The sequence below is a fragment of the Acinetobacter tibetensis genome (assembly GCF_023824315.1).
Lineage (GTDB): Bacteria > Pseudomonadota > Gammaproteobacteria > Pseudomonadales > Moraxellaceae > Acinetobacter > Acinetobacter tibetensis.
In genome coordinates this window covers 2,296,767-2,316,856 of record NZ_CP098732.1, presented here as the reverse complement: position 1 = coordinate 2,316,856, position 20,090 = coordinate 2,296,767, and the positions used below count along the sequence as shown (strand labels likewise).

Below are 20,090 nucleotides of genomic sequence, written 5' to 3'. Positions count from 1 at the left end.
GGGGCAAAAAAATATCTGCAAGAACTCTTATGCTGCATCAAGATGCGGTGGCATGAAAAAAGAAGAATGCTGGCAGATGGAAGGTGGCTATTGTGAAGTTATTGTGAAGAATGAGCGATCTTTTTTTAATTTATTATTGTTGATTGGTGATTGTTTGGACTGTTTTATTTAATAATACGATTGTATTTAAATTCATCATTAGTTTGTAGAATAAAAATGATGAATAAGTGACTAGTTGCGTGTGTTACATAAACGATAATATGCCCAGCTTAAACAGACACCCGCAAAAACGCTCAGATAAATGAGCTTAGGTATAACCATTTGCGTAGGTACACCCATCTGATTCAATTGAATAAACATTTGAATGGCTTGAGTGGATGGTAAGGCTGAACCCAAGTATTGCATCCATAGCGGCATAGCGGCATGTGGCCATGCTGTACCCGAAAGTAAAAATAGGGGTATAGAGGTGAAGACAATAACATGGCCTGCACGTTCGGGAATATCAAGATAAGAAGCCAAGACAAGACTCAACCCAATCACACTGCTTATAAAAATTGGGACAGCAATCAGCATACCCCAAAAATTTCCGCCACGTGGATAGTCATAGAGCCAGAAGGTAAAACCAAATAAATAAAAGCAGCCCAAACAACCTATGCATAGCGCAGCAGCAAATAACCCCCAAAACTCAGTTGTTTTGCTCCGCCAATTTAAGTTGCGATAACCTGCAACCAGCATACATAAGCCCAATACAATGGTTTGATGAATAATTAACGGGGCAATCGCTGGAAAAATATAACTGCCATAGCCTGAAAGTGTATTAAATAATGGAATTTGGTGAATTGAAAGGACGGGAGAAAAATGTGAAATCTGTCCAAACTTTTCTGCGCGTTCTGCTAAGGTGTTTTCAATGGCTGTAGCCAATCCCAAACCAATTTGTTTAGTTCTTAAAAAATAAGCAGCACTTAAATATAATCCAACCCCACCAACTTCACCCCGATGAATACTATTAGATAAATTATCAGGTAATAGTAAAATGCCATCGGCACGTTGTTGCTTTACCCAAGTTTCCGCTTCAGCAAAATTTCCTGTCACAGCACGAACCTGAATATTTGGGCTGTTGCTCGCTGCATTAATGATACTAGCGGTTAATGTACTTTGTTCTTCGTCCACAATAATGATAGGTAAGGCTTGAGCATGTTGTGCTTTGTAGGCTGTTGGGTAGAAAAAACTATAAAAGAAGATAGAAAGCACCATCGTCGTGAGAATGGAGCTATTCTTTGCAATATCTTTGAATGTTTTTACAAAGTAAAAAAGAAATGACTTCAATTTTTGTTTCATTCCTGCACCTCTACACTACGCTTTTTTAATAACAGGAAAGAAGTTATCGAATAGAAGAGACAATAAAAACTCAGAATTGCTAAAGGGATGAATGAAAGTTGTACAGGACTACCAATGACCCATTGTTCAGTCTGTAGCTTGGCATAAGGGGTATATGGAATAATATTCGCCCAAAATTTGGTAAATGCAGGGGCATTATTTAAGGGGAGTGTCACACCTGCAAAACTTAAGGATGAACCACCATATACCGCAATAAAGCCAAAAGTTTTGGCCAAATTATGGGTAGCCAATACTACAGTTGCACTAATTAAAGCATAGGCAAAATAAAATAAAAACTGAGCTAGAAGTAATAGCCAGAGTTGACCAGCCACAAACCACCCTCGAATTTCTATGAGCCAGAACATCCACAACCATGTCCAAATACTGAAAATAAGAACATAAATAAGCACTTTACTGAGTAATGCTGTCCATATAGTTGAAGATTTCAGCCAATTTTTTGCAGACTTAAATTGAAATTCCTGACCTACGGAAAAAGCCACACAACAACAGAGCAATAAATGTAGAACAGCAGGAATGACAAAAGGTTCTAAATAAAATTCGTAACTGAGACTCGGATTATAGAGTGGCGAGATTTTCACATTAGGGGTAGGGATGTCTAAATAGGGAATATTATTTTCTAAATAATTTTGCCCCATATAATTTGCCATGGCTTGCACAGTACTGCTGAGCATGGCTGAAGAAATAGAATTTCCGATGCTGAAGTAACTTTGATTAAATGCGAGTGCAATTTCTGCATCTTTCGCTTGAACTAGCCGTTGTTCGGCACCTTCTGGAATAAGTACATAGCCCCAAATTTTTGTTTCATTCAGTAGGCGTTCAGCCTCATTGGAATCAGGCGTTACGGTATAAATAGCCAAGCTTTGATTGTTGGATAAATATTTTTCGATATTTCGACTCAGACTACTCTGGTCTTGATCAATAATCGCAATGGGTAAATGTTCAGGCTTTCCCTGCGCAAACATGCAGCTAAATAGCACAATCACACATAGCGGGGCGAGTGTAACTAAACACAAGTCCCATTTATGTGTGGCTAAATAGCGAAGTTCACGCCAGAGACCAGCCCACATCAGGATTGCTCTTTGACTTTAAATATCACACTCATGCCAACCTTAAGATCTGCAATGGGTGTGCTTGGTGTTAAGTGGAGCTTAAAGCTACGTATGTCGTAACCCCCCGTTTGTCGAGTCGTTTTTATAGTCGCAAACTCGCCCTCTGCATCAATATTCTCAATTTTAAATTGCACAGTTTTATTTAAAGCGGGAATAAAACCTTCCAATGTTTTGGCTTGATAGACCTGAGCATACTGATCTTCACGGACATTTAAACTTACCCATAGCTCATCATCTAAAATAATACTCATGACAGGCACACCTATCGTGACTAATTCAGAGACTTTGCCGTAGGTTTTGGAAATTGTACCATTTACGGGTGAAAATAATTTTGTTTCAGCATCTAGCGCATTCGCCTCCGCAACAGCAGCTTTAGCGATTTCAACCTGTGCGTCGGCTGTGGATTTCTGTTCAGTTGTACTTCCGCGTTTTGCTCGAGCATATTGTTGGTAAGCAGCTTCAGTCAACTGAGCAGCAGATTGTGCAGCAGCCTGCATTTCATCACGACGCTGACGAGAAATAACACCCTCCTGAAAAAGTTTGGCTCCACGTTGGTAGGTTGTTTGTGCCAAGTCTTGTTGGGCTTTCACGGCTTGCCAGTTGGCAAATAGGGTATCAATATTCTCTTGTTGTGAGCCTCGATCAGCGGTCGATTTCAGTGCTAGAGCCGATTGCAAAGCAGCCAGTGTCTGCTGCTTTTTAGCATCAATTTCTGGGCTATACAAACGTACGAGAGGCTGATTTTTTTGAACTTTTTCACCATCATGTACATAGAGTTCTTCAATTCGGCTTGGTATTTTGGTACTGATATGCAGGGTTTCCGCTTCAACTCTCCCTTGTATTTCAACCATCTTGGGTTGGTAGCTTTTCCACAAACCAAATGCAATTAACCCAAGCAGTAAGATGGCTAGGATAATACCCACGCTTTTCAGAAGTTTAGTTTTAGATGTTGGATCAGTCACTTTTTCAGAGACATCATTTAAGTGATCTGCTGAATTTTCTGTGCCAGTGTTATTTTCGGTCAGTTGCTCTGATAGATCAGTTTCAGATTTCCCTGTATTTTTTTCCTCCAATGAGGAAGCATTAGGTTCTTGATCAGGTGTTGATTGATCTTGATTCATGTGGTTTCCCCATTAAAGTTAACGAATATATTGCGTATTTTTTTGATTTACATAGCTTTGAAACTCAGCTATAGAACCGTGGCTTTGTAATAAAGTGGCTAATGACATGACGTATTTATACGCATTTAGTGCCATTTCAGATTTAAGAGCGGTCATGGCATTTTGAGCATCAATTACTTGTGTGGCTGTGCCCATATCTTCTTTGAAGGAAAGTGTTTGAATGCGTAAATTTTCTTGAGCAGCTTGCATGTTCTGTTGCAGTAGAGCATGGCTTTGTTGAGCGGTTTCAAGCTCGCTATATGATTTATAAATCATATTTTCTATTTCTTGTTTAGTACGCTGGGTGGTTAACTGTAAAGCGTATCTTTGTAATTCAGCAGCTTGTATATTTTTTTGTTTGTCGATGCCTGAAAATAAATTGTACTGAGCGGCAACGCCCACAATCCAGTTTTGATGTTCATCTAAGCTGTATTCACCAAAGGCAAATACAGTCGGTTTTTTGGCTGCCGATTCCGCTTTCACTTTTACCCCAGCAAGCTCGGTGTCCTTTTGCAGCTTTTGAACCAGAGAGGATTGTTCAGGGTAACTCTTTAATAATTGATTAATCGAATGATTTTTGGTTGTATTGACAAAAAGAGGCGTGCTTAATTCTGTTATGCCACTGCTTTGCAGGAGATTATTCAACTGAAACAAGCTGGCTTGTAGGTTGGCTTGGGTATTTTGTGCTAAACGTTCAGCATTGTTTTTAGCAACTTCAAATTGCATCCGTTGCCCTTTGCTAATAAAGCCTTGCTGTTCTAATTTTAGTGCATTTCGATAATGGCTTTGCATCGCTTGAGCATTAAAACGGCTTGCCGCTAATAATTGTGTTTGTAGCTGCGAGTTAAAATAGGCTTGAATGATTTCGAAACGCTGAAGGTCTTGTTGCTGTTTATTATTGATGACACTGCGTTCGGACTGAATTTTTGCCATTTGTTTGGCGCTAGTGGTCAGTCCGCCAGTATATAAAGGCATAAATACTGAAACGGTCGGGCGTATAACTTGGTCATCCAAATTGATCGTCGTCTCATTGGGAATTAATCCAAGGCCACGATCAATAACGTTGCCGACACCATCTTTTAGAGTGTCTGTAATTCCGCTAGGGATACCACTATTATTTTGCCATTGATCAATTTGATTATTCACGCCTTGAGTAAGGGTATTATCCAGATTATTTTTTAAGGAATTTAGTGGCACATCTACTTCATTATGAAAGGCATAAGCACGAACATTTAAATCAATACGCGGGAGTCCGAGCCCTTTCACTGCTTCAGCTTGCAGTTGAGCAGATTGTTGTAGAGCCTGCGCAGCTCGAGTGCTATAGGATTGAGTCAGTATGTTTTGTTCAGCTTCTATATAGCTGATGGATTTTGCATAACTTGGGTGAAGAAATAACACACTCGTGCATAAGCAAATAAAACCAGGAAAAATAGGATTCATCCTAAGCGTTAATTTTCTTGATTTTAATTGAAAACGCTGTGGCATTAATCAAACTCGCATTGTTGTTGTAATGAATTATACAGATCTTTATTTTATCGGTGTAAACGAGCGCGTTTACATTTTGAGTGTTGCAGATGCTAGACTCATTTTCCTGTAAGTAGATAATACGATAAATTTAAACTTTTAAAAAATTACATAGATAAAAATACTAATAACTGAATATGTTCCCAATTTGCAAGTGCCTAGCATCAAGACAATTAGACCAGATGAGTATTCATCAAGCGTTAGATTTATTTTATCAAAATAATGGTTTTTCTCCGATCCAAGCGGAACAAGAGCTTTGTACGGTTCATGTTTATTATGGTTACTTGTTTGTACCACTTCCGAATATTGCAGTAAGACCTAAATGTCTAAAATATCGTGACTTATACCATATTTTAACAGGTTATCGTGTTGGCAGAAGTGAGGGGGAGGTTAGTGCTTGTGCGTTGGGAACGGATTCTATGTTGAATCATCCCATACTTGGCATCATGAATTGAATAGCACTTTTGACGGGTTTTTTCTTAAAACCACAACAAATGTGGTTGGCATTTCAGCGTGGGGTGTTTAGCCAAAATTTGTATGCTCAATCTACACGTCACAGGATTGATATACATGATGAAAAATTATTGAAAGATTTAAAAGAACAACATCTTGCTGAGCCTAAAAAGAAAAAAATTCATGTTTAGCGTTATTTTTAATTTGGCTGTTATTTAATAACTGCAATGTTGATTCATGCAATGGTGGTGATTTCAGTATTAATTGTACGTATAGTCAGTTACTTAGTGAATGTTGAATCATTTATTAAAGCCATTCCACCTAAAAAATAATCGATCTTTATTGAAGTTTTGACTTTAAATACCCGATAGCATTGAAATATTTTCAGGATAATTTACTGCAAGCCTGAGCAAGATATGATTAAATGCCATCATTTTATTGTGTTTCACCTCTGAAAGGAAAAATCATGCGCGCGTACAATTTCTGTGCTGGTCCTGCTGCATTACCTACTGCCGTTTTAGAAAAAGCTCAACAAGAGATGTTGGATTGGCATGGCAAAGGGCTGTCCATTATGGAAATGAGCCACCGTAGCAAAGACTATGTTGCGGTTGCAGAAAAAGCAGAAGCAGACTTACGTAAGCTCATGAACATTCCTGAAAATTACAAAGTTTTGTTTTTACAGGGTGGGGCATCATTACAGTTTTCTGCCATTCCATTAAACCTGTTGGGTAAAAATAATAAAGCTGACTATATCCATACGGGTATTTGGTCTGAAAAAGCACTGCAAGAAGCACAACGTTATGGCGATATTCATGTTGTAGAAGCTGGAACAAAAATTGACGGCAAACTTGCAATCACGCCACAAAGTCAATGGAATTTATCAGCCGATGCTGCTTATGTGCATTATGCAGATAATGAAACGATTGGCGGTTTACAATTTGCTGGTATTCCAGAAACAGATAAACCATTGGTCTCTGATTTTTCATCAAGTATATTATCTGCACCGTTAGATGTGTCTAAATTCGGTTTGATTTATGCCGGTGCACAAAAAAATATTGGTCCAGCAGGTTTAACACTGGTCATTATTCGTGAAGATTTATTGGATCAGGCGAAACCAGAAATTCCAAGTTTGTTGAAATATTCTGCTCAAGCTAAAAATGATTCTATGGTAAATACCCCATCGACTTATGCATGGTATTTGTCTGGTTTAGTGTTTGAATGGTTACTTGAAAATGGTGGTGTAGATGCCATGCATCAAGTGAATCTACAAAAAGCACAATTACTTTATGGCTATATTGATTCTAGCGACTTCTATGCAAACCCAATTGTAGAAGCTAACCGTTCAATCATGAATGTACCCTTTACTTTGGCAAATCCTGACTTAGAAAAGTTATTCCTGAAAGAAGCTGAAGAAAACCACTTGTTGAATTTGGCAGGTCACCGCTCTGTTGGAGGCATGCGTGCAAGTATTTATAATGCTGTTCCTTTAGAAGGGGTACAAGCATTGGTGAACTTTATGGATGACTTCGTAAAACGTAATGGTTAATCCCAATATGCAAAAACCCATCTGAATAAGATGGGTTTTTTATTTTAAGCGTAAAATTAAAGAATAAACTGGTGCAGAATATAAGCCGATGACATCATGCCAAAAATAAAAAAAATGCATGACATCATATCAAGTGGGTAGCGTTGTTCAAGTTGTGTTTCAACGCGCTGTAAATTTTCTTCTTGTACGATTTTCATAGATATTTCGTTCCGATCTATATTATCGTTAAATCCTATTGCTTGTTCATATTATAAGCACAAAAATTTGACTAAATAAAGTACTAATTGGCGTTAATTCGCACATCAGTTCTATTTTTAATTTAAATAAATCATCCATATTAGATAAATCGTATATTTAATTAATATTATAATAACTCTATGTTTTAATTTGTCTTTTTATTTTAATTTGAATGAATAGGTAAATAAATTTAAAACTGTGGGTAACTTTACTTTATTTGAATTTAAAAAAGAATCTTAAAATAAAAAATGTGGATAAAATATAAGTAGAAATATGAGACTATGCTTTTGATGAGAATAAATACGAAAGAACGGAATACAGATCATGATTAAGTAATGATGATCTGTATTCCGTTCTTTTAACGCTATCTTAATGAAAAAACTAATTTTTTGAGTGAATACTCACTTGAACCCAAATATTGCCACGAATGTATTGACCAATATTAAAATGTTTATATTGATCATCTTTGGTCGCAATACGAATCAGCGTGGCTTCTTGATTTTCATCATGAATAAGCGTGACATCGTAGAGTGTATATTCTTGTCCCATAAATTGTAGGCTGGTTTTGCCAACAATATTACCTTGGAACCAAGCTTCATCTTCCTGCCCCATTTTTTCGCCATACAAATAAGCAACCATTTTGGAGAAATCTACTGTGACAGGTGCTTTGTCATCCTCACACTTAGGTTCCCAAGCATCGATTTGTTCTTGTAGGTTAGCAGGTGCAATGCCGTCATTGGCTGCAAGAATATCGTTCAAAGCACGATGGTGCTTAATTGAAGCTGGATCATCTACAACCAGTTGCTCATGCTCAGAAACGGCTTCTAATTCATAGGCCCATGCATTTAATTGGACTAAGTAGGTTTGATCTTTTTGGTATTGATCATGATTCACGCTATAGAGGCTATCAAAGGCATAGACAATGCTGTTGTCGCCTAAATTTAAACGTAGTACGGCTTGAGTATTAGATTCACAAGTAATAATACGCTCAATTGAGGCTTTGACTTTGTAGGGGCTTTCAAAACTTGGAAAAGCAGTTTTAACCGCTTTAGGTTTGTTGTTTTCCACCGCAATGACTTGGCATAGTTGTACTTTTTCTTTGCTCGGACCTTGAATGAGCCATACAGATGCATCCATATCACATTCTTCACGGCAAAGTCCCATCGGCATAATGGGCGCATCAAGTGCCAGACCTAACCATTTGGGAACTTCAGTGGTTGGATTTTCTGTCAGCAGATTCCAATGCTCTACATGGCTACCGAAGTTTTGATCTTCGATGCTGATCATTTCTGGTCTGTTTTGATTTTTCATAAGCACAATTTTGAATGTTCAGTGGCTTTAATCTATTAATCGAGGGTGATTTGAAGATTTCAAGTCTATCTGAATGAAAATAAGGATAAAAATATAAACTAAGTGATGAATCTGGACTGAGAAGGGAAAGCATGTTGTATATTTGTGACTATCCAGATTTTAAATAAACGAGTTGTTTTCATTTACTTTTTTAATAATATTATACTTTTCAAGTATATTTAAAATGAACAGCAGAGTAATGCTTGGCTTTTTGCTACACTGAGTGGAATTTTTTAATATCGTAGATGCCTGTGCTGCCTTTTAAACTTTGGGTTGATGCTGATGCATTACCAAAAATTTTACGTGAAGTCATTTTACGTGCTTCAGATCGCTATCAGTTAGAAGTGACCTTTGTCGCCAATCAAAACGTGGGAATTACGCCTTCTGTACGTATTAACTCCATACAAGTGATGAGTGGTGCAGATGCAGCCGATCAAGAAATTGTGTCGCGTATGCAAGCCAATGACATTGTGGTGACACAAGATATTCCTTTGGCGGCTCAGGTGATTGAGAACGGGGGAATTGCGATCCATCCTCGGGGTGAAATTTATACGACGGCCAATGTCAAAGCACGCTTACATTTACGTGATTTTATGGACACCTTGCGCGGGGCGGGCGTACAAACTGGTGGACCACCACCAATTTCAGAACGTGATAAACGCGAATTTTCGAGCAGTCTTGATCAAACTATTCAAAAGCAAAAGCGCAAAACTAGCGTTTAAGTGGAATTGACTATGCCATCCAAAGCCAATTTGGCGTCTACTTATGCATTATTGGTATTCATTTGGGCAACCACACCTTTAGCCATCGTTTGGAGTGTTTCTGATTTACATTTAATGTGGGCTTTGGTGTTGCGCTTTTTTATTGCATTGCCGTTGGCTTTGGGACTGGTTTATGTTCTTAAAGTTCGTCTGCCATTTGATCGCGTGAGCTTACAAAGCTATTTGGCAGGTGCCGCGAGTTTTATTGGTTCGCAAATTTTTACGTATATGGCGACCCAATATTTATCATCGGGGATGATTGCCTTAATGTTTGGCTTAGCTCCCATTATGGCAGGACTGATAGGTCGCTTTGCTTTTCAGCAGCATTTACATCGTCTGCAATGGATGGGCATGACCATTTCGGTGTCAGGTTTAGCGATTATTTGCTTTACAGGCAGCCAGCAGCATGTACATCCGATTGGCATTCTATTGATGCTGATGAGCGTATTTATTTATGCTTTATCGATGTTCTGGGTTAAAAAAGTTAATGCACCCATTAATCCAATTGCACAAGCAGCAGGATCGATTCTGATTTCAACTATTGCGGCAGCGTGTTTAATTCCTTTCATTTGGCAGTATGCACCCACCCATATGCCACAAATGAAATCGGTGTTGGCATTGTTGTATACCGTGATCATGGCATCCCTGATTGCAATGTTTTGTTATTTTAAATTGGTACAAAACTTACAACCGACCACAATTTCATTAACCACCGTCATGACGCCAATTTTGGCGATGTTGATTGGGGCAATACTGAATCAGGAAATGTTGTCATTCATGGTTTTTGTGGGGGCGGGCATTTTATTGTTCGGTTTATTTATCTATTTTTATCGAGATTTAAAAGCGAGCAAAGAACTCGCTCTTAAATTAAAGCGATCCAGATAGTCCATGAGTCTAGTCGGGAGATTGTTCAAAGCTGACACATTCAGCCAGTTTGACCCGATCTTGCGGATGTAGGGTAATGAAATATGCGCCTGTACGGTATTTTCCTTTCCCTTCATCACGGCTATATACCACTTGCGCAGTCGCAGCAATATGAAAGAAGTTTTCTGGATGACTTAAGGTAACATGGATATAAGTACCTTCCTGAATTTCACGATCACTATGGAAACTAAACCCGCTCTCTGAAAAATTGACATGTTCGGGTACAGGTAACATGGACTGTACAATTGCATCGTATAAAGACCCTGTAATCAGGTTTAATTTTTGATTGAATAAGGATAATATTCGAGCAATTTGTTGATCTTTTTCAGTTAATTGTTCTAATTCGTAGTTTAATGCCAGATCAAATTGATCTAATTCTGCGAGTAGTAGAAAATAGCGGGGCAAGACAAAATTTGGATCGTAAGGATCATTAAGAGCAACGTCATCAGAAATAATCTGATAATTAATTCGCAAGGCAGCATCGATACGTGACATAACGCGACGTTCCGCTGAGGCGCTTTGATGCTGTAAATTTTCCATAATGTATTACCTCGGACTAGATGGTATGTTTAAACCAATCTCGCTGTACATCGGGCTAAGATATACTCGCGCACGGCGTAGCAACCACTTTATTTCTTTTATTGCTCTGGTTTCAATGATCGGTCTCACATTAGGTGTGGCTGTCCTCATTACAGTTTTATCTGTGATGAATGGGTTTGACCGAGAATTGAAAAACCGTGTACTAGGCATGATACCTCAAGCCACTGTTTCATCAACACAAATTTTAACAGATTGGCCCGAACTTGCAAAAAAAGTTGAACAGCATGAGCATGTTAAAGGTGTTGCACCCTTTACGCAGTTGCAGGGTATGATCACTGCCCATGGTCAGGTTTCTGGTCTTATGGTGACAGGTATTGAGCCAAAATACGAGAAAAAAGTCTCTATTATTCAAGACCACATGGTTGAAGGTAATATCGATCAATTAAAAAAAGGTGAGTTCGGTATCGTTTTAGGCAAGCAGTTAACGGATGCGTTGGGCTTAGGTTTGAATGATAGTGTTACCTTGGTCTTGCCAGAAGCGACACCTTCACCGGCAGGTGTGGTGCCACGCTTCAAGCGGTTTAAAATTGTCGGTATTTTTAGTATTGGTGCGGAAGTCGACTCCATGATGGGTTATATCGCACTAAATGATGCTTCAACGCTTCTTCGCCTACCCGATGGTGCACAAGGGATTCGCTTAAAGCTGGATGATATTTTTGCTGCCCCACAAGTGAGTAATGATATTGTACGTGAATTACCTGGTAACTATTACGCTTCTGATTGGACGTATACGCATGGTAATTTGTTCAGTGCGATTCAGATGGAAAAAGCAATGGTCAGCCTATTGTTGTTCCTGATTGTATTGGTTGCAGCATTTAATATTGTTTCTTCACTGGTGATGGTGGTGACTGATAAAAAGGCAGATATTGCAATTTTGCGAACTCTCGGCGCTTCACCTGCCACCATTACTAAGATTTTTATGGTGCAGGGGACCGTTATTGGGGTTATTGGTACTGTAGCTGGTGCAGTTTTGGGTATTATTCTTGCGACAGGAATCAGTGGTTTTATTGATTGGGTGAATACTACACTCGGTTTACATTTATTTGATGCCTATTTCATTAACTACTTACCATCCTATTTAAGATGGCAAGATGTGGTGGTTATTGTCAGCCTCTCTTTAATTTTGAGTTTCTTAGCGACGATTTACCCAGCGTTACGTGCTGCTAAAATTCAACCTGCGGAGGCTTTACGTTATGAGTAACGTGGTATTAGAAGCCAAGAATGTGGTCAAACATTTTACGGATGGCAAATCAACGGTTGAAGTGATTAAAGGCTTATCTTTAACAGTCCATGCAGGTGAGTTTATTTCAATTGTGGGGTCAAGTGGTTCGGGTAAAAGTACCTTACTGCATGTGTTGGGTGGATTAGATCGTCCTACAGAAGGGCAAGTCTGGCTCAATGGTCAACGTTTTGACCATATGGGTGAAGCCGAACGGGGTTATTTACGGAATCAGCATCTTGGTTTTGTGTATCAATTCCATCATTTATTGCCTGAATTTTCGGCTTTAGAGAATGTCGCGATGCCTTTAATGTTGCGTGAAGGGACAAATTATAAAGACGTTAAAGCACAGGCAGAATATTTATTAAACCGTGTTGGGCTATCGCATCGTTTAACGCATAAGCCAGGCGAATTGTCTGGTGGCGAACGCCAACGTGTCGCGCTTGCACGTGCATTGGTGGCAAAACCAGCTTTAATGATGGCGGATGAGCCTACAGGTAACTTGGATCGGAAAACTGCAGTTAAAATTTTTGAATTACTCAGCGATTTACGGCAAGAATTTAATATGGCAATGTTAATTGTGACCCATGATGAGCAATTGGCACAAACGGCAGATTCTATTTTGCATATGCAAGATGGGCTTTGGGCCGACCCTCAATAAAATTTAAATTATTCTGTTGTACTTGAAGCCCACCTCGGTGGGCTTTATGATGTGCGGCACTTATAAAAACAATATGAAAAATAATGATGTATTACGTACTGATCGCTTGGATTCTGGGTATCGCAGGAATGGGGAAAGTTTGGGCGCTGACAGGTCAAACTTGTGTTTTATTGGCAATCGTTTGGCTGATAGTTCAAGGTCTTCTCTTTAAATTTCCACAACTCAATCTGCAATTGATTCGATTCATACAGCGGAGTTTGTTGTGCTTGTTTAGTTTTAATTTGGCTTATTTATATGCAGACAGTGCGTTAACACAGCGTCTATCTTTACGTGAACTGACTGCAAGACCTGCCGAAGTGGTTGTGCACGTAAAATCATTGAATCAGCTTCAATCCAATCATGTTCAACAACAGATTGTTGTACTGAATAATCAAAAGCAACCTGTAAAATGGTTAGCTTATATCCGTCCATCATCGGACACTTCGCTCGAATTGGGGCAATATTACCGATTGCAAGGAAAAGTGTTACCTGCACATAGTTATGCGATTGCAGGTGCATTTGATCAGGAAAAATGGTTTTTACAGCAGAACATCATGTCTGCATTTCAGGTGCAAAGTGCAGAAAAGCTAACCGAGCAACAGCTTTATGCTATGGGGTTGATGTCCTATGTAAGGCAGCAGCAGCGTATGGTTGCAAAAATATTATTGGCTATTGAGCAGCAAAGATTAACTTTGCGAAATACATTGCAAAAGCAATCACTACATCATTCAGGGTTACTTTTGGCTTTGTTAACGGGCGACCAAAGTCTGTTGAGTCCCGAAGTTGAAGAGCTGTTTAAACGTATGGGACTGAGTCATTTATTGGCAATTTCTGGCCCCCATGTTTTGATCTTTGCAGCATTGTTATGTTGGACGATTCATCGGTTGATTATCCGTTTTGCACCGAGTTGGTATTTGCGTTATCCCAAACCCTATTTATTGGTCATTCCATTTTGTATGGGGGTATTGCTGTATAGCGCTTTTGTTGGGTTTGAAATCCCTGCATTACGAACGCTGTTAACCAGTTGTATTCTTGCTGTATTGATTTTATCGAAATTCAAATTACAAGCCTTGCAAGTACTGCTTCTTAGCGCTGCAATTCTGCTATTTCTCGATCCATTTAGTATTCTGTCCGCTGCCTTTTGGTTGTCCTACTGCGCCTGTTTAGTATTGTTAAGAATTTATCAGACCCTACAACAGCAACCTGAGCAATTAACGCTAACGCGCTATGCACAGCTTAAATTATACATTGGCATATTGTTTGAATCGCAATGGAAAATATTTTTAGCGCTCTTGCCATTAATGTTGATCTTTTTTCAACAGGTGGTCTGGATTGCACCTTTCAGCAATCTGCTGGCGTTACCGTGGTTGAGTCTCCTTGTTGTTCCATTGAGCATTATTGCAACCTTGTGTTTGTGGGTTATTCCTCCGTTGGGAATTCTGTTATTTAAATTGAATGATCTTGGTCTGTCTTTTTTACTTTCAATCTTAAATACTGGCGATCAGATATTCGGTTCAACGGTACAAAATATTGCCATGAACTGGACAGTGATGTCTGGTCTGGCTCTCGGGTTGATTATTTTATTTCTACCTCGAGGAGTCGTGCCCAAAAGTTGGAGTATTGTCTGCTTTTTACCAATTTTTATGCTGGATGAATCACAACATCCCTTTGAATTACAAATTCTAGACGTTGGGCAAGGGCAAGCTGTTTTCTTACAAAATCATGATCAGCACATGATGATTGATATGGGTGGTCATTATGATGAACAAAAATTTAGTGTAGGACAGCAACTCATCCGGCCTTTTTTAAATAGCAGGGGAATATCTAATTTAGATCAGTTGGTATTGACTCATTTAGACCAAGATCATAGCGGCTCATACTTTTCTTTACGTTCAACTTTGCCTATTCAAACGATTTACAGTAATGAGCAGGTACACGTAATGCCTGAGTCTCAATTCAATTATTGTCATTCAGGGCAAGTATGGCAATTAGACGGTGTTAAGATTCAGGTGTTATCACCACAACAACAGCAATTAACTGAAGTACCCAATAATCAAAATGAACTTTCTTGTGTGCTCTATATTCAAGTGCAAAATGCTCAACCCTATGCCAATTTTTTACTTATGGGAGATGCAGGGTGGGAAGCAGAGTATCAGATTTTAAAGGACTATCCAGATCTAAAAGTAGATGTTCTGGTGTTAGGTCATCATGGCAGTAAAAACAGTTCGGCTTATGATTTTTTAAAACAATTTAAACCCAAAGTTGCGATTGCCTCTGCGGGATTTAATAACCGTTATGGGCATCCGAGTCAACTGACACAACAGCGATTAAAGGAGCTCAACATTCCACTCTATAACACAGCCAATAAGGGCAGTATTCAATTTATTCAGACTCAGGATCAAACAATGCAATTGCATTTTTATCGTGATCAGCAGCGTTGGCTGAGTCGTTAGTCTGTTGTTGTCTAATTTCGGTAACCAACTGCATGGCTTGTTCATGAGGAAGATTATATAGATTGCGTAGTGCGGGATTTGCTTTAAAGCGCTTATAGCTCCAATGATAATGTTCTGGAAAACGTTGAATCAGGTTTTCAATTTCATGATGAATGATTCGTGTACCATCGTTTGCCGTACCCTGATAAATTTCATCAGAGATTGGTTCTATATACATGTCAAAGCCATGCGTATCATTACGAATAGCATATAGTAACAATGCTTTAGCTTTGGTTTTTTGAATCAGTTTTGCACTTAAGTTACTAGACTCTAAGGGTAAGCCAAACAACGGGATAAGTTCCCCACCAACATTGGGAGTGTGGTCGGGCAAAATAACGGTCGTTCCACCTTGTTTTAATGCTTTAAAAATTTGTCGTACACCCGTTTCATCAGTCGGAACCAGATGCGCTTTTTCTCGGCTACGTGCACTGCGCACAAAATTATCCGCTGATGGGTTTTTGACAGGTTTGTATAAAATCGTCATTTGGGTGAATTGTGCGAGCCAAGCATTCATCACTTCCCATGTTCCAAAATGTGGAACAATTAATACTAGGCCTTTTTGTTCGGCAAGCGCATCATGTAAATATTGCTCTCCTGTAATTGAATGAATACGCGAAATATTTTTCTGACTTTCAGATCCCCAAATGCTAAAAAACTCGAAATAAGAGATAAGTTCATTTCGAATGGCTTGTTGATTAATCTGCTCACGTTGGCTCTCACTGAGTTCAGGCAAGGCAATTTCAAGATTTAGACGAATGGTTTGTGATGTTTTAGAAATTTTTAATACGTTCACTAAACCTGCGAGTGAACGGGCAATCATTCGAGAAATTTGAATAGGCTGTCGACTTACAAATTGGAGTACGCGATCTGTCATTGTTTTTGAAGTTTTATCAGTCATTGCCTAAACATTATGGGGATAAGAAATATAAAACAGTAATTATTATAGGCGAAAATACAGGGTTTAAATAGTTTATTGCGCCTGCATGTATATAATGGGAGTAATTTTATTCATTATTGGATCATCTTAAATGTCCGATTGGCCACCTAAACCACAAAACGAAAGTCATACTACACAACAAAATTTAGAAAAGCAGTCAGGAAAAGAATGGCAAATTCTTGAGAAAGCCGTATTGGCTTCAGTGGAAGAGCAACGTCGCGCACGTCGTTGGAGCATATTCTTTAAGTTGCTGACTTTCGCTTATCTTCTCTTCATCTTGGTAATTTTGGGTAAAAGCTGTAGTACTGCTCCTACAGATGTTAGTTCGACTACAGGTTCACATATCGCAGTGGTTGATATTATTGGCACAATTGCCGCAGATAAACAGAGTGTGAATAGCGAAGATACCATCAAATCTTTGAAGAAAGCATTCGAGAACAACAATAGTAAAGCCGTTGTCTTAAATATCAATTCACCTGGTGGCTCTCCAGTCCAGTCAGATGAAATTTGGCAAGAAATTCAATATTTAAAACAACAGCATAAAGATAAAAAATTGTATGCGCTTATTGGTGATACGGGTGCATCAGGCGCTTACTATATTGCCTCTGCAGCAGATGAAATTATTGTCAATCCATCAAGTTTAGTCGGCTCTATTGGGGTAATCATGCCAAATTATGGCGTGAATGGGTTGATGCAAAAGTTGGGTGTGGAAGACCGCACGATGACTTCGGGTGAAAACAAAGCAATTTTATCAATGACGCAACCTGTTGATGCTACACAGAAGGCACATGTACAAGCCGTATTAGACAATGTACATGATCACTTCATTGACGCGGTTAAGAAAGGTCGCGGTAATAAATTGAAATCGCAAGATCCTGTAATTTTCTCTGGATTGTTCTGGACGGGCGAACAAGCGGTGAAGCTAGGTATTGCTGACCGTACAGGTAGTCTAAATAGCTTGAAACGTGACTTGAAAATCGATAAAACAGTGGATTATACCGTTCAATATAATCCATTGGATTCTGTTCTGGGGCGTATGGGAAGTTCAATCGGGCAAGGTTTTGCAACTTCACTCTCAGAGCAAGTTCAAGCTGAGCAAACGACAAAACTACAATGAAACCACTGATCCACTTTGCGCATGCCAATGGTGTGCCATCCAAAGTTTATGAAAAGCTTTTTCATTTACTTAGAGATGATTACGATATTGTCTATGTTCCACTCATCGGAACTGACCAACGTTACCCTGTGACTAATCATTGGCCACGCTTGGTGGATCAATTGACTGACAGTATTGTGCGGCAAGCACATGGGCGACCCGTGATCGGGCTTGGTCATTCACTGGGTTCAGTGTTAACGATGATGACAGCATATAAGCGTCCTGAATTATTTCAGCAAGTGATTATGCTGGATCCACCACTGATTATGGGTAAAGCCTCTTTACTGTTCCACACTGCGAAGTTATTTCAACCGAAACTGGTGGATCGTATGACACCAGCAGGTCTGAGTAATCGCCGCCGTGATCATTGGGAGTCTCGTGAACAGGCAGGTGAAATGTTGCGACCGAAAAGCCTATATCAAAAATTTGATGATGAGTGCTTTCAGGCCTATTTAGATCATGCCTTAACCGAAGATGCGGAGCGCGGTGGTGTAACCTTGACCATTCCTAAAGCTGCTGAAGTTGCAATATTTCGTAATACACCATCTTGGTGGTGGTTACCTATGTCGAAACCTAAAGTTCCGATGCATTTGGTGGTTGGGGATCAAAGTGAGTTTTTAAAACACGGTTTTCCGCAAGTTGCTAAGAAAAAAGTGGGTATTCCATTTAGTGTGGTTAAAGGAGGGCATATGTTCCCTCTGGAACGCCCTGAAGCGACGGTAGAATTGATTAAGCAGTTAATTCAGCAATAACAAAAAATAAAAAATGCATCCTCGGATGCATTTTTTATTTGAATATAATTCTTTACAGTTTACAAAACTGAATAGGTTCATTCAAAACTTGATTGCGATACATCGCGGTATTGGCATTATGATATTGCAAGGCACCTGTACAGATCCATTCTACTACTTGAGGATAGATTAAGTGCTCAAGTTCATGCACGCGTTGCGCCAGTTGTTCGACATCATCATGACAAGCAACTTTCAATACACCTTGTGCCAAAGATTGTCCAGCATCTAACTCTGCTGTGACGTAGTGCACGGTACAACCATGATACACATCACCTGTATTGAGTACGCGTTGGTGGGTATGCATACCTTTATAGTGTGGCAAAAGAGAAGGGTGAATATTGAGCATTTTCCCTTCCCATGCATAGACAAACTTAGCACTTAGGATGCGCATGAAACCTGCCAATACCACTAAATCAACATTCCAATCTAATAACTGTTGATGCATTACATCATCAAATGTTTCTCGAGTTGGATATTGTTTGTGCTGAATGACAGCAGTCTGAATGCCTGCTTGCTGAGCACGTTTTAGCGCGTACGCTTCAGGCTTGTTGCAAATAACACCTACAATTTGCCCTGATAGACGGGCGTCTATGAGGGCTTGTAAGTTACTACCACTTCCTGAAACAAGGACAGCAATTTTCATTATGCAAAGATTACGCGGACTTTCTCGTCAGCACCTTCAACAGATTCTGCGTTGTCTACGATGTGACCCATAGCCCATGCTTTTTCACCTTGTTCGGTTAAAAGCGCAATGGTTTTATCTGCATCATTTGCGTCAACAGCAATAACCATACCTACGCCACAGTTGAAAGTACGGTACATCTCGAATTGTTCAACACCACCTTCTTTTTGAAGAAGTTTGAACAATTCTGGCCATTCCCAAGAAGATTCATTAATAATCGCTTGAGCACCATTTGGCAGTACGCGAGGTAAATTACCCGGTAAACCACCACCAGTGATGTGCGCCATAGCATGTACGTCAACTTGTTTGCAAAGTTCCAGAAGCGGTTTTACATAAATACGAGTGGGTTCCATTGCTGTATCAGCAAGTGGGCGACCATCTACAATTTGAGTAAGATCGACATTTTTCACGTCTAAGATTTTGCGAAGCAGAGAGTAGCCATTTGAATGAGCACCGCTTGATGCAACACCAATTAAGATATCGCCAGCTTTTACTTTAGAGCCATCAATGATTTTGCTTTGCTCAACGACACCTACACAGAAACCTGCAAGGTCATAATCTTCGCCTTCATACATGCCAGGCATTTCAGCAGTTTCACCACCAACCAATGCACAGCCAGCAAGCTCACAGCCTTTACCAATACCTGTTACGACATCAGCAGCAACATCAACATTTAAGTGACCTGTTGCATAGTAGTCGAGGAAGAATAATGGTTCTGCACCACACACTAAAAGGTCGTTTACGCACATTGCAACTAAGTCTTGACCAATTGTGTCATGACGGTTTAAGTTCAAAGCTAAACGTAATTTTGTACCCACACCATCTGTGCCAGATACAAGAACAGGCTCTTCATAGCCTTTAGGAATTTTACATAGTGCGCCAAAGCCACCTAATCCGCCCATCACTTCAGGGCGAGTTGTACGCTTAGCGACAGATTTGATTCGATCGACAAGTGCGTCGCCCGCTTCAATATCGACACCTGCATCTTTATAGCTTAAACCAGTGTTTGGGGTAGAAGTTGAGTTGCTCATAGTGAAGTCTCCGCATTTGC

General features: G+C 39.5%; 20 protein-coding genes. 10 read left to right on the top strand and 10 right to left on the bottom strand.

The features are described 5' to 3' along the window. Nucleotides 1-231 precede the first annotated feature (231 nt). The 4 genes from M5E07_RS11305 to M5E07_RS11290 are packed head-to-tail and all read right to left on the bottom strand — an operon-like array spanning nt 232 to nt 5,107. Nucleotides 232-1,326 (bottom strand): ABC transporter permease, encoded by a 1,095-nt coding sequence (locus M5E07_RS11305; RefSeq protein ID WP_434087812.1) that lies wholly within the window; start codon nt 1,324-1,326, stop codon nt 232-234. Nucleotides 1,327-1,334: 8 nt separating this feature from the next. Continuing rightward, complete coding sequence (locus tag M5E07_RS11300) at nt 1,335-2,465, bottom strand: ABC transporter permease (RefSeq protein WP_252219324.1); 1,131 nt, start codon at nt 2,463-2,465, stop codon at nt 1,335-1,337. Continuing rightward, the gene (locus M5E07_RS11295; protein WP_252219323.1) at nt 2,465-3,628 is read right to left on the bottom strand and encodes an HlyD family secretion protein; all 1,164 of its coding nucleotides are present in this window, start codon (nt 3,626-3,628) and stop codon (nt 2,465-2,467) included. Before M5E07_RS11295 ends, M5E07_RS11300 begins: the two co-directional genes overlap by 1 nt. An 18-nt stretch (nt 3,629-3,646) precedes the next feature. Beyond that, nucleotides 3,647-5,107, bottom strand: a complete 1,461-nt coding sequence (locus tag M5E07_RS11290; protein ID WP_252219321.1) for a TolC family protein — start codon at nt 5,105-5,107, stop codon at nt 3,647-3,649. Nucleotides 5,108-5,373: 266 nt separating this feature from the next. Between M5E07_RS11290 and M5E07_RS11285 the strand changes: the two genes are divergently transcribed. From M5E07_RS11285 to serC, 3 genes are all read left to right on the top strand, one after another. Next, nucleotides 5,374-5,646, top strand: coding sequence for a hypothetical protein (locus M5E07_RS11285; protein ID WP_252219319.1), 273 nt, complete (start codon nt 5,374-5,376; stop codon nt 5,644-5,646). A gap of 9 nt (nt 5,647-5,655) precedes the next feature. Then, complete coding sequence (locus M5E07_RS11280; protein WP_252219317.1) at nt 5,656-5,835, top strand: hypothetical protein; 180 nt, start codon at nt 5,656-5,658, stop codon at nt 5,833-5,835. Between the two features lie 275 nt (nt 5,836-6,110). Beyond that, nucleotides 6,111-7,190, top strand: coding sequence for a 3-phosphoserine/phosphohydroxythreonine transaminase (gene serC, locus M5E07_RS11275; RefSeq protein ID WP_116759364.1), 1,080 nt, complete (start codon nt 6,111-6,113; stop codon nt 7,188-7,190). Nucleotides 7,191-7,246: 56 nt separating this feature from the next. Here the strand turns inward: serC and M5E07_RS11270 are convergent, their stop codons facing one another. Together M5E07_RS11270 and M5E07_RS11265 are read right to left on the bottom strand one after the other, a co-directional pair. Further along, nucleotides 7,247-7,387, bottom strand: a complete 141-nt coding sequence (locus M5E07_RS11270; protein ID WP_165815681.1) for a hypothetical protein — start codon at nt 7,385-7,387, stop codon at nt 7,247-7,249. 421 nt (nt 7,388-7,808) lie between these two features. Next, nucleotides 7,809-8,738, bottom strand: coding sequence for a hypothetical protein (locus M5E07_RS11265; RefSeq protein ID WP_116759362.1), 930 nt, complete (start codon nt 8,736-8,738; stop codon nt 7,809-7,811). Between the two features lie 284 nt (nt 8,739-9,022). Here M5E07_RS11265 and M5E07_RS11260 point away from each other — a divergent pair, with 284 nt between their 5' ends. Continuing rightward, nucleotides 9,023-9,499, top strand: a complete 477-nt coding sequence (locus M5E07_RS11260) for a YaiI/YqxD family protein (RefSeq protein ID WP_171304933.1) — start codon at nt 9,023-9,025, stop codon at nt 9,497-9,499. 12 nt (nt 9,500-9,511) lie between these two features. After that, nucleotides 9,512-10,423 (top strand): DMT family transporter, encoded by a 912-nt coding sequence (locus M5E07_RS11255; protein ID WP_252219315.1) that lies wholly within the window; start codon nt 9,512-9,514, stop codon nt 10,421-10,423. A 9-nt stretch (nt 10,424-10,432) separates the two neighbouring features. Here M5E07_RS11255 and M5E07_RS11250 read toward each other — a convergent pair whose 3' ends face one another. After that, nucleotides 10,433-11,002, bottom strand: a complete 570-nt coding sequence (locus M5E07_RS11250; RefSeq protein ID WP_116759358.1) for a PilZ domain-containing protein — start codon at nt 11,000-11,002, stop codon at nt 10,433-10,435. A 25-nt stretch (nt 11,003-11,027) separates the two neighbouring features. Between M5E07_RS11250 and M5E07_RS11245 the strand changes: the two genes are divergently transcribed. The 3 genes from M5E07_RS11245 to M5E07_RS11235 all read left to right on the top strand — a co-directional run bounded on the left by M5E07_RS11245 (nt 11,028) and on the right by M5E07_RS11235 (nt 15,434). Beyond that, entirely contained in the window at nt 11,028-12,263 is a 1,236-nt protein-coding gene (locus tag M5E07_RS11245; RefSeq protein ID WP_116759462.1) for a lipoprotein-releasing ABC transporter permease subunit, read from the top strand. Further along, nucleotides 12,256-12,942 carry a lipoprotein-releasing ABC transporter ATP-binding protein LolD gene (gene lolD, locus M5E07_RS11240; RefSeq protein ID WP_116759355.1) on the top strand — a complete coding sequence of 229 codons (687 nt, stop codon included), beginning with the start codon at nt 12,256-12,258 and terminating at the stop codon, nt 12,940-12,942. Before M5E07_RS11245 ends, lolD begins: the two co-directional genes overlap by 8 nt. Nucleotides 12,943-13,025: 83 nt before the next feature. Continuing rightward, nucleotides 13,026-15,434: a DNA internalization-related competence protein ComEC/Rec2 gene (locus M5E07_RS11235; RefSeq protein ID WP_252219312.1), complete on the top strand. Its 2,409-nt coding sequence runs from the start codon at nt 13,026-13,028 to the stop codon at nt 15,432-15,434. Here the strand turns inward: M5E07_RS11235 and M5E07_RS11230 are convergent. Next, nucleotides 15,364-16,371 carry a lysophospholipid acyltransferase family protein gene (locus M5E07_RS11230; RefSeq protein ID WP_252219310.1) on the bottom strand — a complete coding sequence of 336 codons (1,008 nt, stop codon included), beginning with the start codon at nt 16,369-16,371 and terminating at the stop codon, nt 15,364-15,366. The genes M5E07_RS11235 and M5E07_RS11230 overlap by 71 nt on opposite strands. A gap of 130 nt (nt 16,372-16,501) precedes the next feature. On the opposite strand from M5E07_RS11230, the gene sppA reads away from it, so the two are divergent. Together sppA and M5E07_RS11220 are read left to right on the top strand one after the other, a co-directional pair. After that, the gene (sppA, locus tag M5E07_RS11225) at nt 16,502-17,527 is read left to right on the top strand and encodes a signal peptide peptidase SppA (RefSeq protein ID WP_252219308.1); all 1,026 of its coding nucleotides are present in this window, start codon (nt 16,502-16,504) and stop codon (nt 17,525-17,527) included. Then, entirely contained in the window at nt 17,524-18,318 is a 795-nt protein-coding gene (locus M5E07_RS11220) for an alpha/beta fold hydrolase (protein WP_252219306.1), read from the top strand. Before sppA ends, M5E07_RS11220 begins: the two co-directional genes overlap by 4 nt. Nucleotides 18,319-18,370: 52 nt before the next feature. Here M5E07_RS11220 and purN read toward each other — a convergent pair whose 3' ends face one another. Next, complete coding sequence (gene purN / locus M5E07_RS11215; RefSeq protein ID WP_252223793.1) at nt 18,371-19,003, bottom strand: phosphoribosylglycinamide formyltransferase; 633 nt, start codon at nt 19,001-19,003, stop codon at nt 18,371-18,373. Continuing rightward, nucleotides 19,000-20,070 (bottom strand): phosphoribosylformylglycinamidine cyclo-ligase, encoded by a 1,071-nt coding sequence (gene purM / locus M5E07_RS11210; RefSeq protein ID WP_116759343.1) that lies wholly within the window; start codon nt 20,068-20,070, stop codon nt 19,000-19,002. Before purM ends, purN begins: the two co-directional genes overlap by 4 nt. Between the last annotated feature and the right edge of the window lie 20 nt (nt 20,071-20,090).

Bases quoted from the DNA above. Each gene is read 5' to 3' on its own strand.
- M5E07_RS11300 (WP_252219324.1), bottom strand. From the start codon at position 2,465: ATGTGGGCTGGTCTCTGGCGTGAACTTCGCTATTTAGCCACACATAAA.
- M5E07_RS11295 (WP_252219323.1), bottom strand. From the start codon at position 3,628: ATGAATCAAGATCAATCAACACCTGATCAAGAACCTAATGCTTCCTCA.
- M5E07_RS11290 (WP_252219321.1), bottom strand. From the start codon at position 5,107: ATGAATCCTATTTTTCCTGGTTTTATTTGCTTATGCACGAGTGTGTTA.
- M5E07_RS11285 (WP_252219319.1), top strand. From the start codon at position 5,374: ATGAGTATTCATCAAGCGTTAGATTTATTTTATCAAAATAATGGTTTT.
- serC (WP_116759364.1), top strand. From the start codon at position 6,111: ATGCGCGCGTACAATTTCTGTGCTGGTCCTGCTGCATTACCTACTGCC.
- M5E07_RS11270 (WP_165815681.1), bottom strand. From the start codon at position 7,387: ATGAAAATCGTACAAGAAGAAAATTTACAGCGCGTTGAAACACAACTT.
- M5E07_RS11265 (WP_116759362.1), bottom strand. From the start codon at position 8,738: ATGAAAAATCAAAACAGACCAGAAATGATCAGCATCGAAGATCAAAAC.
- M5E07_RS11260 (WP_171304933.1), top strand. From the start codon at position 9,023: ATGCCTGTGCTGCCTTTTAAACTTTGGGTTGATGCTGATGCATTACCA.
- M5E07_RS11255 (WP_252219315.1), top strand. From the start codon at position 9,512: ATGCCATCCAAAGCCAATTTGGCGTCTACTTATGCATTATTGGTATTC.
- M5E07_RS11250 (WP_116759358.1), bottom strand. From the start codon at position 11,002: ATGGAAAATTTACAGCATCAAAGCGCCTCAGCGGAACGTCGCGTTATG.
- M5E07_RS11245 (WP_116759462.1), top strand. From the start codon at position 11,028: ATGTTTAAACCAATCTCGCTGTACATCGGGCTAAGATATACTCGCGCA.
- lolD (WP_116759355.1), top strand. From the start codon at position 12,256: ATGAGTAACGTGGTATTAGAAGCCAAGAATGTGGTCAAACATTTTACG.
- M5E07_RS11235 (WP_252219312.1), top strand. From the start codon at position 13,026: ATGATGTATTACGTACTGATCGCTTGGATTCTGGGTATCGCAGGAATG.
- M5E07_RS11230 (WP_252219310.1), bottom strand. From the start codon at position 16,371: ATGACTGATAAAACTTCAAAAACAATGACAGATCGCGTACTCCAATTT.
- sppA (WP_252219308.1), top strand. From the start codon at position 16,502: ATGTCCGATTGGCCACCTAAACCACAAAACGAAAGTCATACTACACAA.
- M5E07_RS11220 (WP_252219306.1), top strand. From the start codon at position 17,524: ATGAAACCACTGATCCACTTTGCGCATGCCAATGGTGTGCCATCCAAA.
- purM (WP_116759343.1), bottom strand. From the start codon at position 20,070: ATGAGCAACTCAACTTCTACCCCAAACACTGGTTTAAGCTATAAAGAT.